Below are 15391 nucleotides of genomic sequence, written 5' to 3'. Positions count from 1 at the left end.
AACTCTTCAGTTCAAACCTGTTACTGTTTTCGGTTCCGTTAAGAACCGGTCGCTCACTCAACGTACTGACGATGATTATCCTGTTCTAAAACAGAAAAACCTTCCTCTGATACTTCGTGTGAGACTCTTGATACTTTTGCTATGACTGATCCCGAAAGATCAGCCGCACTCGCTATCAAGCGCCCACACTTATCGGCTGTTAGTTTTTAAAGAGCACATCGCAAGACATCCAACCTCACCACCGTCTTGCGTCGCTGCGTTGTCTGCAGCAGAGAAACGAGATTATGACGGGCCGATGAAGCTCCCGCAAGTCCCTTTCGCAAATTATTTTTCTACGCCAAAGCAGCGCGTCCGAAATCCAGATTTCTCAGTCTGATATTTCGAACGCGATAATCCTTGACTGATCTCCTCGCGCCGAGCGATCACTCGACGGCTCAACTCCCGAAAAACGGTTTGCAGAATCCCGCAGGCCCGACGCAGTCCGATGCCGAGGACATACCATGCTGCATGGGCATGGGCATGGGCATGCGCATCGCGCCGGAGCCCGCTGCCGCGCCGCCCGCCTGCGCGCCACCATAGGCCTCGTTGGTCTCGTTCGCCTTCTGCGCGGCCACCTTCGCCTCCGCAGCCTGAATGTCGGCGGGATAGTTGGCTTGCTCGCCCATGGCGGGCGAATAGCCAGCCTGTTCCAGTTGCGCGAGTTCGGCCTTCACTTGTGCGCGGGTCAACGGCACGTTTTGACTCTGCGCGAAAACGAACGTGGGCGAAGCGGCCACGGCGAGGGACACGATAACTTTGGCGATAGCGTTCATGATGTTCACACTCCGACGGTAAAGGTTGACCGGATCGCACGCGATCCACGAACCTCATCGAACGCACAGGGCCCTTGCGCGGCTTCGACTCACTCCGACCGTTGCGAGCGCTAAAGCGCTAACTTCGATCGACACCTAGGTTTCAAGCGTTGAGGCTACGATTGGTTAACCCGCGTAGGCGGCCATCTATTCCCGCGACAAGACGAGATTTTCGATCGAGCGGCGCATGGCATCGCATCGACTTCGAGGGGTATCAGGAGGGGAAACAACGAGGAAGCGCGGAGGACGAAGCCGGATGAGGAGTCCGGCAAGGCGCCAGCCAGCACCCGTCCACCGCGAGCGTATTGTGAAGCAGGGCGGCGCAAAGATCATCGCCGCCTGCGTTGAAGATGCCTTGCCGATCCCGCAACAATGCTATTCGCGGGACCGATGTTCAATGCGCGTCAGGCACGAGATGCACGCGCTTCTCGGTTGCAGCCTCCACGGCCGAGCGCGAATAAAGCAGCGGAAAGTATTGCCCGTCGAGCCACATCTTCGCGAGATCGCGGTAGTGCGGATTATCCGGATCGCCCGACTCGCCAGGCAAGTTCACCGCACGCGACGCATCCCAGTTGCCGACATCCACGACCACGCGGAACGAAGGCCCGTTGGTTTCGCGGAAATCGCTCGCGCGGTAAGTCGATTGATTCGGCGTGTACGCGCTGCCGCCCTTTCCTGTCGGCCCGACATTGAGCTTTGCGCGCATGTCCGCGTCGACGACATCGGCGAGGGGATGCGCGTTCAGGTTCGTCTGCAGCTTGCCCCATTGCCACTGGCTCGCATCCGCGCCTTGCAGATGCCGCATCTCGCCATACGCATCGCGCAGGCTCGAAAGCAGCACGGCGTCGCGTTTGGCTGGCGCATCGTCGCCGAAGCGCGTCTGCGGATGTTCGAGCGTCTCGAGCATCACGGCCGTGTCGGGCGCGCCGAACGACGCCGCCGCATCCTTTGGCAATATCGCCTCCTTGAAGGCACGCCCGAGATGCCGCGAGAGCCATACTTCTTCCAGCGCCGCCTGCGGTGAATTGGCGCCCATGTGCGCGTCCCAGCCCTTGAGCATCGCGAGTGCGGCGCGCGTGTCGTCGTCATCGCTTGAAAGTGGCGCAAGCAAGGCGACGAGCCTGCGCGCCGGAATCGAAACGATATCGTTCTGCAAGCGTTCCGAATCTTCGATCGACACCTTGGGCAGCGACTTCAGCACTTCATCGATGCGCTGATGCCGCGAACCGTTAGTCCACTCGAAGCCGAGCTTGCGCTCGGCGTAGGGATAACCGGCGGGCAGATTCATTTCATTCGACGTCGTGAAGTAGCCTTCCGCCGGGTTATAGACCGAAGGCATTGCATCGCGCGGCCAGAAACCGGCCCATTCATAGCGTCCATCGCCGGGCACGGGCATGAGGCCATCCCAGTTCGGTCGAATCGGCGCGAGACCGCTCGGTACCCAGCCGATATTGCCGTCCTTGTCCGCGAAGACCTGATTGACGGTCGGCGCGCCCCATGTCGCAAGTGCGGCCTTGAATTGCGCGTAGTTCTTCGCGCGCATGTAACGCATCGAATCGAAGTAGGGCGACATGCCCGGCGATAGCCACGCGGTGCGCACGGCGAATGCGCGATGCTTGCTCTCTTCCGTATAGATCACCGGGCCATGCCGTGTGAACAGAAGATCCGCACTGACGGGCGAACCATTGCGAACAGCGATCTGCTCGCGCACGACGCGCATCGGCTCCCACTTGCCTTTATAGCGATACTGACGCGGATTCTCCGGATTCAACTCGTACACATAGAGATCTTCCTGATCGATATTGAAGATCGTGAGGCCGTACGCGATCGATCCGTTATGCCCGATGGAAATACCCGGCGCGGAGGGTTCGCCCCCGCCGATGATGTCGAGCGTCGGCGTGCTGATCTGCTGGATGTAGCGCAGACTCGGCGCGGCATACGCGCGATGCGGATCGTTGGCCATGATCGCGCGGCCCGTAGCCGACTTCGATGGCGCGATAACCCAGTTGTTGCTGCCTTCCGTGACTTCTTCGGGATTGTCGGCGGCGGCGATGACCGTCGTCGACGCATCCGCGCTCTTCATCGACTCCTTCGTGACGCGCACGCCTTGCGTCGCGAGCGTGAAGACCTTGAGCACATCGTCGGGAAGACAGGGATCGAGGCCTGCCGGAATCTGCGCTTTCCAGGGCGGCTGCAAGCCAAAGCGTACGGTATCCGCATCGACCGAGCTCTTGCACGTCACGCGCGCCCGCGCCACTTCGCTCGTCAGGTTTCTCGTGAGACCGTGACTGCGAATCCGCACGATATCGTCGGCGCTCCATTTAGCGGGCCAATAACCGATCTTGCGAAACTCATAAGGCATGCGGTCCGGATGCGCGGCAAGCCAGTCGACGTACGCGTTCACGCCTGCGGCGAAGCGCGTCGCCGCCGGTTTCGCATCGGGTCCGTAGCGTTGCCATTCGGTCGCCATGTCGCCCCGATAGAGAAAGAGCCGCGTGGCCTTGTCCTGCTCCACATAGGCGGGGCCGAATACCTCGGAGAGCTCGCCGAGACCTCGCCGCCGCCAAAGATCGATCTGGAACAACCGGTCGCGCGCCGCGTTGAAGCCTTGCACGAAGAAGGCGTCGCTGTCATTGGCCGCGAAGATGTGCGGAACGCCCCAGCGATCGATCAGAATGTCCGACGGCTGCGAAAGACCGGCCACAGCGATGGTCTCGACCTCCGGCGCATCGGCAAGCGCGACTTGCGCCGCCAGCGGACCAACCAGCGAAGCGCCAAGCATCAGTGCGCGCAAGCGCAGTCCCATCTTTCTCTTCATCAGAGCGTCTCCTTTTTTATCGATGTTAATTCGAGTCACGCGAATACTGCACTGTAATGGGATTGCAAACGATACGCAAAGGTCGAAAAGACCGCTTCTTAGCAATCGCAATGCCTGATGGCGGATTAATTTGCATAGGTATGCGAATCATTAAGCATGGATGTCAACAACCTTCCCCGCCACATACGCACCTCTTACAGTTTCATTCAAATCCACTGCCAGCTTTAAATAACTGAAAGAAAGCCCTTTTCAATCGCTTTTACGCAAACGTTTCACAAAAGTTTCGCGCAGCATGAGCACACTTGCGTCCGCCATCTTCATCGCATGCGTACGCAGAGGAGTTCGCTCATGCCGTGCCGTTTCTTTCTGATCGTCGCGCTGTTGCTGTCGCTCGCTGCCTGCGGTGCGGGCGACGGCACATCTTCAACCCCATCATCGACCGAGAACGCCGCATCGGATAGCACCGACGCGAACGCAGCCGCGGCATTGCCGGCGCTCGCCAGCGATCCAGTTGCAAGCGCTCAAGCGAGTCTCGACGACGATAGCCGTCAAGTCACGCCCGTTCTGAGCTACGCCCCGCAAACCGATGACACTCCGCGCCGCTAACCCCATCTCCCCCCAGCAGAAGGACAATAAGCAATGACATCGAATAGCCGTCGCCGTTTTCTGCAAACCGTCGCCCACTCGGCTGGCGCCGCCGCAGCCCTCACCGCCTTCCCTGATTCGATCCGTCGCGCGCTGGCCATACCGGCATCTTCTCGTACGGGTAGTATTCAGGACATCGAACATATTGTCGTGTTCATGCAGGAGAATCGTTCTTTCGATCACTACTTCGGCCATTTGCGCGGCGTGCGCGGCTATAACGATCGATTTCCGATTCCGTTGCCGAACGGAAAACCCGTCTGGTTTCAGCCGTCCAAGGCCGATCCGACGAAACCCGTGCTGCCGTTTCACCTCGACACCGCCACGACGAGCGCGCAGTGCGTCGGCGATCTCGACCACTCCTGGTACAAGACCCACGCAGCAATCGATGCGGGGCGCTACGACCAGTGGTGCGCCAACAAGACCGATATGACGATGGGCTACCATCTGCGCAGCGATATTCCCTTTCACTACGCGCTCGCCGATGCATTTACCGTCTGCGACGCGTACTTCTGCTCGCTGCCCGGCCCTACGCATCCGAATCGCGCGTACCTCATGACCGGCATGGTCGATCCGACCGGCACGAAAGGCGGCCCGCTGCTCGACAACAACGACTTCGTGGACGGCGACGGCCCACCGAACTATCAATTGCTCTCGTGGACGACGTATCCCGAACGCTTACAGGACGCCGGCATTTCATGGCAGATCTATCAGCAAGGGCTTACGGGCGCTGATCCGCTCAACGGCAATTACGGCACCAACATCCTGCAGAACTTCACGAACTTCATCAACGCGAAGCCCGGCACGCCGCTCTATGAACGCGCTCAGACCGTGCGCACGATCGACGACCTGAAGGCCGATGTACTCGCCAACCGCCTGCCGCAAGTGTCGTGGCTGTGCCCGCCCGCCGCGTTTTCCGAGCATCCGAAGTACACGCCGGCATACGGCGCGCAATACACGTCGCAAGTGCTCGATGCATTGACCGCGAATCCGGAAGTGTGGAGCAAGACCGTGCTCTTCATCATGTACGACGAGAACGACGGCTTCTTCGATCATGTCGTGCCGCCGCAGCCGCCGAGCTCGCGCGCGCAAGGTCTTTCGACCGTCACGACCGACGGCGAAATTCACAACATCGTCAATCCCGCGCGCGGCGGCAGTTATACCGTCGATAACCTGCCCTACGGTCTCGGGCCGCGCGTGCCGATGACGATCGTCTCGCCGTGGACGAAGGGCGGCTTCGTATGCTCGCAAGTATTCGATCACACATCGGTGATCCGCTTCATCGAAACGCGCTTCAATGTGATGGAGCCCAATATCACGGCATGGCGTCGCGCGGTGTGCGGCGATCTCACCACGGCATTCGATTTCCGCACGACGGATTCACGCATGCCGCCGCTGCCCGACACGAGCAACTACCGTTCGATCGCGGATAACCAATGCTCGACCCAGCCGCCGCCGGCCGTGCCCGCAACGCCGGGCGCAATCGACGCGCAGGAATCGGGGCCGCGCTTCGCGCGCGCGCTGCCTTATGAATTGCACGTCAATGGCCACGCCAAGGACAAGCAGAATCAGTTCGTGATCGAATTCGCCAACACCGGGCGTCAGGGCGCGCATTTCTACGTCTATTCGAGCAACCGCACCGACGGTCCGTGGCGCTATACCGTCGAAGCCGAAAAGTCCCTGCGCGAGACGTTCGATCTCACGAACACGAACGGCGTCTATGCATTTGCCGTGTATGGACCGAATGGTTTCATCCGCAATTTTTCAGGCAATGTCGCGCCGCAGACGCAAAAGCAATCCGCGCGCGCCGCGCAACCGGAAGTGAAGGCGCATTACGACATCGCGAACGGTAATCTCATGCTTCGCTTCGTCAACGACGGAAATGCACATGCAAAGCTATCCGTCGTCGATAACGCCTACGGCGCGCATCCGCGTCAGGTGAACGTGCCGCCGGGCGCGACGCTCGAAGAAACGTGGATTCTCGGGGCCAGTCATCACTGGTACGACTTGACCGTCAGCGACCGTGACGACGCCAGCTTTTCACGCCGCATCGCGGGCCACGTGGAAACCGGCAAGCCGAGCATCACCGATCCGGCGGCCATTGCGCCGATGACCGCAGCGAGTTAAGCGAAGTGTCCCGCCTCGATGTAAGTCGGGGCGGGTCCCATCACTCGTCGTGTCGCGGCCTTTCCTGCAACACTGTGTCGCGAATCACCTCCGCGAATTTCTCCAATGCCTGTACGGGTCCGCTCACGCTGTTGTACTCCTGAGTGCCGATCCGCCCTTCCAATACCACCGCAAAGCCGCAGTCCTGCGCGATTCTCAAAATATCGTCCATATCGTATTCGCCTCAAGTCGTACATGGCGAAGCACTCGTAGTGCCTGCTCGCCGTGACGCGCAGAAGCATAGACGCGTCAAATTTACCGAATCGAAATAATTAGCCCGGCATCTTTTCCTCTGACAAGAGAACGCCTGCGCTGCACTTTTCCTATCCTTCTCCTGATGGCGAGCGCGCCTCGCTTGACAGCGGCATTTCGACTCGCGTATTGTTTGGTAGACCAACCAAGAAACGGAATCGCCCATGAATCGCGTTGCCGCCATACCGATTTGCTTATTCGTCGTCGCGACGCTGGCGGCGTGCTCGCATCAGGAACGCGACAGTTACCAGGGCTACGTCGAAGGGGAGTTCGTCTATCTCGGCTCGTCACAGTCGGGCAAGCTCAGCGCGTTATCGGTCAAGCGCGGGCAAAGCGTAAAGGCAGGCTCGAGCACGTTCTCGCTCGAATCCACCGATGAAACCGCCGCACTCGATCAGGCCCAGCGCCAGCTCGGCGCAGCCCAGTCTCAACTCGAAGACATCCTTACCGGAAAACGCGCGCCGGAAGTGGCTTCGGTGCGCGCGCAACTCGCGCAGGCGCGCGCGAATGCCCGCAAGGCCGCATTGCAGTTGAGCCGCGACGAAGCGCAATTCGGCGCGGGCGGCATCGCCAAGGGACAACTCGACGATTCACGCGCCAATGCCGATGCAGCCGCCGCGCAAGTGCGCGATCTCGCCGAACAGGTCGACATCGCACGCTTGCCGGGGCGTCCGCAACAAATCGCCGCCCAGCGCGCACAGGTGGCGGCCGCGCAGGCATTCGTCGCGCAGGCGCAATGGAAAGTCGATCAGAAGCAGGTGGCCGCGCCCGCGGACGGACTCGTGTACGACACGCTCTATCGCGTCGGCGAATGGGTGCAGGCGGGCAGTCCCGTCGTGCAGATGCTGCCGCCGCAGAATGTGAAAGTGCGCTTCTTCGTGCCCGAAACCGTGGTGGGCAGTCTCGCGACCGGCCGCGCGGTGTCGATTCATTGCGACGGCTGCGCTGAGGCCGTACCCGCGACGATCACCTACGTGTCCAATCAGGCGGAGTACACGCCGCCCGTCATCTATAGCAATGAAAATCGCGCCAAGCTCGTGTTCATGGTCGAGGCGCATCCTCAAGTCGGCGACGCACCGAAGCTTCATCCGGGCCAGCCCGTCGCAGTGAGGTTGCAATGAACGCGCAGGACACGCCCTACGTCATCGACGTACGCAATCTCAACAAGCATTTCGGCGACAAGCACGTCGTCAACGATGTCTCGTTGCAAGTTGCGCGCGGCGAAATCTTCGGCTTTCTCGGCCCGAACGGCAGCGGCAAGACGACCTCGATCCGCCTGATGTGTGGACTGCTCACGCCCGACTCCGGCAGCGGCACGTGTCTTGGCTATGACATCGTGCGCGAAAGCGAAGAGATCAAGCGCAACGTCGGCTACATGACGCAGCGTTTCTCGTACTGGGAAGACCTGACGATCCGCGAGAATCTCGACTTCGTCGCGCGCATCTATCAGATGACGAATCGCCGCGAAACGGTTGATCGCGCGCTCGAAGCGCTCGGTCTGCAAAGCCGCGCCAATCAACTGACCGGTTCGCTTTCGGGCGGATGGAAGCAACGCCTTGCGCTCGCCGCTTGCATGCTGCACGAGCCGAAGCTGCTCCTGCTCGACGAACCGACCGCGGGCGTCGATCCCACTGCGCGCCGCGACTTCTGGGAAGAACTGCATCGACTCGCGGCCAAAGGCATCTCCGTGCTCGTCAGCACGCATTACATGGATGAAGCCGAGCGCTGCCACAAGCTCGCGTATATCGCCTATGGGAAGCTGCTCGCGCAAGGCACCGCGAATGAAGTGATCGCCGCGCAGAATCTCGCCACATGGAGCATTCAGGGCGAGCATCTGAGCGAGCTTTCCGAGCGCTTGCGCACGACGCCGGGCATCGATCAAACGGTCGTGTTCGGCTCGGCGCTGCACGTAAGCGGCAGCGATCACGCCGCGCTCGAACGGGCCGTGCGCGATGCGACCCGAGACGGCGCAATGCGCGCCGAGCGCATCGAAACCGGCCTCGAAGACGTGTTCATCTATTTGATGAGCCACTCCACCGATAATTTCAAGGTGACGTCATGAACGCGCGCGGGCCGCTTGCGATGTTCGGGCGATTCTCCGTCACCCGCTGGTGGAGCATCGTCATCAAGGAGTTTCTGCAATTGCGGCGCGACCGCATCACGTTCGGCATGATCGTGGGCTTGCCGATCGTGCAGCTCGCGCTGTTCGGCTATGCGATCAACACGGACCCGAAGCATTTGCCGACCGCCGTCATCGTCGGCGATCAAAGTCCGTTCACGCGCAGCTTCGTCGCGGCGATGAAGCATTCCGACTACTTCGATATCGTCGAGACGCTGCCCGACGACGCAGCCGGCCGCCGCGCGCTCGCGCAAGGCCGCGTGCTGTTCGTGCTCGACATTCCGGCCGATTTCTCGCGCAAGCTCTTGCGCGGCGAGCGACCCGCACTGCTCATCGAAGCAGACGCCACCGATCCGAACGCGGTGAGCAAGGCAAGCAACGCGCTGCCCGGCCTGGTCCAGTCCGTAGCCGGCAAGGACCTCACCGGCCCGCTTGCATCGCTGAACGGCAAGCCCGCCGCATTCGACGTCCAGGTGCATAACCTCTACAACCCCGAGGGCATCACGCAATACAACGTCGTGCCGGGCCTGATGGGCGTCATCCTCACGATGACGCTCGTCATGATGACGGGCCTCGCGATGACGCGCGAACGCGAGCGCGGCACGATGGAAAACCTGCTCGCGACACCCGTTCGCCCCGTCGAAGTGATGACCGGCAAGATCGTGCCTTACGTATTCATCGGTCTCATTCAGGCATCGATCATTCTTCTCGCCACGCGTTTCGTCTTTCACGTTCCGTTCGTCGGCAATCCGTTCGCGATCTATCTCGCCGCACTGCTGTTCATCGCCGCGAACCTGACGGTGGGCATCACGTTGTCGTCGCTTGCGCAGAATCAGTTGCAGGCCATGCAACTCACGATGTTCTACTTCCTGCCGAACATTCTTCTATCGGGTTTCATGTTTCCGTTCGCGGGCATGCCCGCATGGGCGCAGTTCATCGGCAATCTGTTGCCGCTCACTTATTTCAACCGCCTGATTCGCGGCATTCTGCTCAAGGGCAATGGCTGGGCGGATCTATGGCCTTCCGTCTGGCCGATGGCGCTCTTCACCGTCATCGTGATGGGCATTGCGCTGCGCTTCTATCGGCGCACGCTGGATTAGGGAGACGTCGATGAAACCCATGCTTTCTCTCTGCGCCCTCGTGCTGTGCGGCTGCACCGTCGGCCCCGACTTTCATGCACCCGCGCCACCGGATACGCAAAGCTATGTAAGAACGTCGACGATGACTGCTTCCCAAGGCTTCCCGTCAACCGACCATGCCTTGCCGTTCTGGTGGAAGCAGTTCGGTTCCGATGCGCTGAACGATCTCGTCGATCGCGCATTGAACGACAGTCCGAGCCTCGCCCAGGCCCGGGCGAAGCTGGTGCAGGCGCGCGAGGACTACCGTGCGCAGGCGGGCGCAACGTATTTTCCCGCCGTCGATGCATCGCTTTCCACCTCGCGCCAGAAGGTCGATCCCGCTGCGTTCGGCGTGCCCGTGCCGAGTCCGGGGCCGTTCACGCTCTACGACGCATCGGTCAGCGTGTCCTATACGCTCGATATCTTCGGTGGCGAGCGTCGCGCGCTCGAAGCGTTACGTGCGCAGGTGGACTACCAGTCGTTCGAACTCGATGCAGCGCGTCTTTCCATCGCGGGCAATGTCGTATCGACGGCGATTCGCCGCGCTTCGCTGCAACAGCAGATCACGTTGACGGAGCGTCTCGTCGATGCGCAGACCCGACAGTTGAGCATCATGGAAGGCCGCTTCGAAGCAGGCGGCGTCGCATCGTTCGATGTGCGCAGTCAACGCACGCTCGTCGAGCAGACGCGTGCGAGCCTGCCCTCGCTCATCGCGCAACGCAATCAGGCCGATCATCGGCTTGCGATATTGCTCGGCGTGGAACCGTCCAAAGCCGACTTCGATGCGATCACGCTCGATTCGCTGCACGCGCCCGAGACCGTGCCGCTCACCTTGCCTTCGACGCTCGCACGCGAACGTCCCGATATCCGCGCGTCGGAAGCGCTGCTGCATCAGGCGAGCGCGAATGTCGGCGTAGCGACAGCCGACCTCTATCCGAAGTTCTCGCTAACGGCGGGCGCGGGCAGCCAGCGCACGAACATTCAAGACATGCTGAGCAGCGTGAACGTGTGGAATGTCGGATTGAATCTGACGCAGCCGCTCTTTCATGGCGGCGAATTGCGTGCGAAGAAGCGCGCTTCGGAAGCGGCTTACGACGCGGCGCTGTCGGCGTACCGGCAGACCGTGCTGGACGCCTTGCAGCAAGTCGCCGATAGCCTGACCGCGTTGCAAAACGATGCGAACGCATTGCAATCGCGCGCGGTGGCCGCGAACGAAGCGCAAGCGAACCTCGATACGGCACATGCGCGTTTCATCGCGGGCGGTGTGAGTCGCTTCGATCTGCTCGATACACAACGCCAGGCGTTGCAGACGCAGCTCGATCATGCGCTCGCGCAAGCGAATCGTCTGTCTGACACGGCCGCCCTCTTACAGTCGTTAGGCGGCGCGAGCGAAGACATGAAAGCAGCCTCCGCGTCGCAATGACGCCGACGCATCAACCCGCGAATCGCGGCTCGGGAATGCCTCGCACGCCCAGTCCCGTCACCGCGAACAAGCCGCCCTTGTCGCGCTCCTTTTGCGGAATGCCCCACATCGGGCGGCCCATCGTCGTGACATAGAGGATGTCGAGATTCGGGCCGCCGAACATCACGCTCGTGAGATTGCGCACCGGAAACGGCACGACGCGGTCGAGCGTGCCATCGGGCGCGAAGCGCAGAATGCGTCCGCCAAATACGAGCGCGGACCAGATATAGCCCGCTTCATCGACGGTCGCGCCATCGAACGTGCCCGCCATGTCGTGCGCAGAAGCGAAGAGCCGCTTGTTCGTCGCAGCGCCCGTTTCGATGTCGTAGTCGTACGCGTACATCTCCTTGCTGTAGGTGTCGGTGAAGTAGAAGGTCCTGTTGTCCGGGCTCCAGCATGGGCCGTTGGAGCAGCTAATGCCGCTGTCCAGACGCGCAAGCTTGCCGTCCGTGTCGAGCCGGTACAGGCCGCCGCTGCGCGTCGAGCGCTGGCCACGATCGGCGTCGTAACGGTCGAAGTCATACGACATGGTGCCCGCGATGAAGCGGCCTTTGCGGTCCACCTTGCCATCGTTGAAGCGCGTTTCGGTGTCGTCGCTTTCGGGGTCTGCGATGAACTGCACGGTTTGCGATTCGAAGTCGTAGAAGTGCAGGCCATTGGCGAGCGCGACGACCGCGCCGCCTTGCTCGCGCAACGCCATCGAACCGATGTGACGGGGCACGAAATAGCGCTTCACGTCGCTGCCGTCCGCGCGACAGCTATAGATTTCCGCGGCCGTGCTGTCGATCCAGTACAGCCGTTCTTCCTGCACATCCCAGAGCGGACCTTCGCCAAGGTGATTGTTCGCATCGACCAGCAAGCGTACTTCAGCCATCGTCGTCTCCTTTATTCAGGCTCACCATCCTCGATCCGACGGCGATGCGAGAGCAAGGCCATCAGTCTGCGATCGCGCCAGCGGCTGCGTTCCTCGATGCGCTCACGCGGCAGCACCGCGCGGCGCTCGGCGTCCAGCCTGCCGAGCGTATCGGCGGACCAGTCGAAGGACTGGCGCGTCGCTGCGATCGCGCGATACGTGCCGCCATAACGCGCCGCATAGTCGGCAACCCCGCCGGGCGCATTGAGATCGATCGTTTCGAACGGGCCCATGAACGACCAGCGCATCGCGAGTCCGTCGCGAATCACGGTGTCGAGATCGGCCGCGCTCGCATAGCCTTGCTCGTAGAGACTCAGCGCTTCGTCGAGCAGCGCGCCTTGCAGGCGATTGAGCAGAAAGCCCGAAATTTCCCGATTCACATTCACGGGCTTTTGACCCGCTTCTTCATAGATCGCGCGGGCGCGTTCCATCGTCTCCTGCGAGGTCCACGGCGCGCCGCACAATTCGACGAGCGGCACGAGCGACGGCGGATTCACCGGATGCGCAACGAGGCAACGCGCGCGGCCTTCGATGCCCTCTGTGAACGTCGATGCCGGCAGTCCCGAAGTCGAACTCGCGAGCAGCGCATCGGGCTTTGTGAGCCGATCCAGTTCGATGAACAGCGCGCGTTTCGCCTCCACCACTTCCGCGATGTTCTCCTGCACGAGATCCGCATCCGCGACCGCATCGCCGAGGCTTTCGCAAATCGCGATGCGAGACACGATTACATCGACCGGTTCATCGATCAGACCGAACGAGGCGAGATCCTGCACGCTTTCACGAATCGCGGGAATCGCGCCGGACAGCATGTCCCGCGAGGCATCGTGCAGCTTCACGCCGAAGCCGCTTTTAGCGAAGACGATCGCCCACGCGCGCCCGATGCGCCCCGAACCAATCACCGCGATGTTTTTCGCTTGCATCTGACTGTGGTCCTCATTCGAGTTGAGTTAGCCCTTCTTGTCCCGCAACGTGATGACAGCCGCCAGCACGACGAGCCCGTTGATGATGTCGCGCACGGCCGGCGGCACCGTGGTGCCCGCGAGCAGCGTGCCGAGTGCGGTCAGCAGGAGCGCACCGCCGAACACGCCGAGATAGTGCCCGCGTCCACCCGTGATGAGTGCGCCGCCCACGACCACGACCGCGATCGAAGGCAGCAGATATGGATCGCCCATGCCGAGGAACGCTTGCGAACTGAATCCCGCGAGCAGCAGACCGACGAGCGCCGAGCACAATCCCGACAGGCAATACACGGCGATCAGCGTCGTGCCGACGCGCACGCCGGAGAGCTTCGCCGCGACCTGCGAATTGCCGACCGCATACACGCGCCGCCCGAACGGCGTGCGATGCAAAAGCAGCAACGCGATGACGAGAAACACCGGCACGCTCCACGCCGCGAGCGATAGCGGGCCTAAGCGTCCGTTGGTGAATTCGCTGATCGACGAAGGCGACCAGCCTTGCGGCGAGCCGTTGCAATAGATCAGCGTCAGTCCTTGCAGCAAGCCATTTGCCGCGAGCGTCACGACGATGGGCGGCAAGCCGAGCATCACCACGCCGACGCCATTGAACACGCCGACGAAGAGGCCCACGAAAAGCACGAGCGGCACGGCCCACGCAGCCGCACCGTTCACGCCATGCGTGAGCCCGGTCAACAGCACGCCGGATAGCGTGATGAGCCAGGGCATCGAGAGATCGAGTCCGCCCGTCAGAATGACTGCGCCCTGACCCAGACCGAGAATCGCGAGAAAGAGCGTGAGCGTTAAGAGACTGCTATAGAAGTTCGCGCTGGCGAGCACACCGGGCCCATACACGATGCCGGTTATGACGACCACCGCGAAAAACAGCATATAAGCCGGCACGACATACTTCGCCCATTCCCGATTGCGCTCGATCCAGTCCGCGATGGCGCGTCCCTTGAGCTCCGTGTTCTCGATGGGCCGAAAATCGTCGACCTCGAACGTGACGCGGCGTGCGTTTCTATCGTCGCGCGCGCGTGTGCCCGTTCGCATCGCCTTGAACCATTGCGCCGCGTGCCGCGCGCATTCGTGCGCGGCCGACTGCTTGCCGATCGACGAGCCGAGCACCGCCAGAATCAGGATCACCGCTTCCGCGATCGTCGTGAAGAACGCCGATACGTTCAGCACGAGCAGAATGTTCACGGTGATCATCAGCGTCATCGCGGCGAATACGGTGCCCACGCAGCCGCCGCGCCCGCCGCCGAGCAGCGTGCCGCCGAGCACGACGGCGGTGAACATCGAAAGCAGCAACGGACGGCCCACGAGCGGATCGGCCGAACCCGTCTGCGCCGATACATACAGCCCCGCCGCCGCGTAGAACATGCCCGCGAGCGCATACGTCGCGATGCGGTAGCGCGTAACCGGCATGCCGTTCGCATAAGCGCCGTCCGGGTCGCTGCCGAGCGCATAGAGCCCCACGCCGAAGCGCGTGCGCTTGACGAACGCCCAGACGAGCAGTGCGACGATCAGAAGGCCGGCCGACATCGGCAACTTGTCAGGGATAAGATCGGCCGTGAGCGCCGCACCGAACTGATCGCCGACGCTGCCGCCGGGCTTGTTTTGAATCAGCAGCGTGAGGCCTTGCACCATGAACATCGTCGCAAGCGTGACGACGATCGATTGCAGGCGGAACCATGCGATCAACGCGCCATTGACGAGCCCGATGCCGCCGCCTATCGCGAGAATCAGCGCGGCGCCCGCCCATTGCTCGACGGGCGAGCCCTGCACGAAGCGCACCGCGAGCACGTTCGCGAGCGACACGACCGCCGACGCCGACAGATCGAAGCCGCCCGTCAATACGACGATGGTCTGCCCGATCGCCGCGAGCGCGAGCGTGGTCGCACTCGAAATGACCGAGCCGATGTCGTACAGCCCGACCGGCGTCGCGGACAAGGCGACCCATCCAGCGAGCATCGCGAGCAGGGCCGAGATGGCGATGATGAGCCCGCGATGATGATCGATGCGCGCGCCGAATCCCACGCGCGCGCCCGGCCGCACGATTTCGCTATCGGGCGACGCTACGGCAATCTTCATGAA

At 61.8% G+C, this 15391-nt stretch carries 12 protein-coding genes; 6 read left to right on the top strand and 6 right to left on the bottom strand.

Going from position 1 to position 15391, the window contains the following annotated elements; all coding sequences use genetic code 11:
- Positions 1 to 434: 434 nt before the first annotated feature.
- Both AWB70_RS37300 and AWB70_RS37295 read right to left on the bottom strand, forming a co-directional pair.
- Complete coding sequence (locus tag AWB70_RS37300) at positions 435 to 812, bottom strand: DUF4148 domain-containing protein (protein WP_053569846.1); 378 nt, start codon at positions 810 to 812, stop codon at positions 435 to 437.
- A 433-nt stretch (positions 813 to 1245) separates the two neighbouring features.
- Positions 1246 to 3657, bottom strand: a complete 2412-nt coding sequence (locus tag AWB70_RS37295; protein WP_053569891.1) for a penicillin acylase family protein — start codon at positions 3655 to 3657, stop codon at positions 1246 to 1248.
- A gap of 360 nt (positions 3658 to 4017) precedes the next feature.
- On the opposite strand from AWB70_RS37295, the gene AWB70_RS37290 reads away from it, so the two are divergent.
- Positions 4018 to 4275 carry a hypothetical protein gene (locus AWB70_RS37290; protein WP_053569845.1) on the top strand — a complete coding sequence of 86 codons (258 nt, stop codon included), beginning with the start codon at positions 4018 to 4020 and terminating at the stop codon, positions 4273 to 4275.
- Positions 4276 to 4308: 33 nt separating this feature from the next.
- Positions 4309 to 6438 (top strand): phosphocholine-specific phospholipase C, encoded by a 2130-nt coding sequence (locus tag AWB70_RS37285; RefSeq protein ID WP_053569844.1) that lies wholly within the window; start codon positions 4309 to 4311, stop codon positions 6436 to 6438.
- A gap of 40 nt (positions 6439 to 6478) precedes the next feature.
- On the opposite strand, the gene AWB70_RS39150 is transcribed toward AWB70_RS37285, so the two are convergent.
- Entirely contained in the window at positions 6479 to 6649 is a 171-nt protein-coding gene (locus AWB70_RS39150) for a hypothetical protein (RefSeq protein WP_167351003.1), read from the bottom strand.
- Between the two features lie 244 nt (positions 6650 to 6893).
- Between AWB70_RS39150 and AWB70_RS37280 the strand changes: the two genes are divergently transcribed.
- Genes AWB70_RS37280 through AWB70_RS37265 form a run of 4 tightly spaced genes read left to right on the top strand, consistent with a single transcriptional unit; the run spans position 6894 to position 11389 of the window.
- Positions 6894 to 7850 (top strand): HlyD family secretion protein, encoded by a 957-nt coding sequence (locus AWB70_RS37280; protein WP_053569843.1) that lies wholly within the window; start codon positions 6894 to 6896, stop codon positions 7848 to 7850.
- Positions 7847 to 8791: an ABC transporter ATP-binding protein gene (locus AWB70_RS37275; protein ID WP_053569842.1), complete on the top strand. Its 945-nt coding sequence runs from the start codon at positions 7847 to 7849 to the stop codon at positions 8789 to 8791. The genes AWB70_RS37280 and AWB70_RS37275 overlap by 4 nt, the downstream gene beginning before the upstream one ends.
- Positions 8788 to 9948, top strand: a complete 1161-nt coding sequence (locus tag AWB70_RS37270) for an ABC transporter permease (RefSeq protein ID WP_045452948.1) — start codon at positions 8788 to 8790, stop codon at positions 9946 to 9948. The genes AWB70_RS37275 and AWB70_RS37270 overlap by 4 nt, the downstream gene beginning before the upstream one ends.
- A 10-nt stretch (positions 9949 to 9958) precedes the next feature.
- The gene (locus AWB70_RS37265; RefSeq protein WP_053569841.1) at positions 9959 to 11389 is read left to right on the top strand and encodes an efflux transporter outer membrane subunit; all 1431 of its coding nucleotides are present in this window, start codon (positions 9959 to 9961) and stop codon (positions 11387 to 11389) included.
- Between the two features lie 10 nt (positions 11390 to 11399).
- Here the strand turns inward: AWB70_RS37265 and AWB70_RS37260 are convergent, their stop codons facing one another.
- The 3 genes from AWB70_RS37260 to AWB70_RS37250 are packed head-to-tail and all read right to left on the bottom strand — an operon-like array spanning position 11400 to position 15388.
- Complete coding sequence (locus AWB70_RS37260; RefSeq protein WP_053569840.1) at positions 11400 to 12302, bottom strand: SMP-30/gluconolactonase/LRE family protein; 903 nt, start codon at positions 12300 to 12302, stop codon at positions 11400 to 11402.
- Positions 12303 to 12313: 11 nt separating this feature from the next.
- Positions 12314 to 13261: a 3-hydroxyacyl-CoA dehydrogenase gene (locus tag AWB70_RS37255; RefSeq protein ID WP_053569839.1), complete on the bottom strand. Its 948-nt coding sequence runs from the start codon at positions 13259 to 13261 to the stop codon at positions 12314 to 12316.
- A 27-nt stretch (positions 13262 to 13288) separates the two neighbouring features.
- Positions 13289 to 15388: an ABC transporter permease subunit gene (locus AWB70_RS37250; RefSeq protein WP_053569838.1), complete on the bottom strand. Its 2100-nt coding sequence runs from the start codon at positions 15386 to 15388 to the stop codon at positions 13289 to 13291.
- Positions 15389 to 15391 lie beyond the last annotated feature (3 nt).

It is taken from the genome of Caballeronia cordobensis (genome assembly GCF_001544575.2).
In the GTDB taxonomy this organism is placed as follows: Bacteria; Pseudomonadota; Gammaproteobacteria; order Burkholderiales; family Burkholderiaceae; genus Caballeronia; species Caballeronia cordobensis.
The sequence above is the reverse complement of the archived record's forward strand: the minus strand, read 5'-3'. Positions and strand labels throughout refer to the sequence as shown.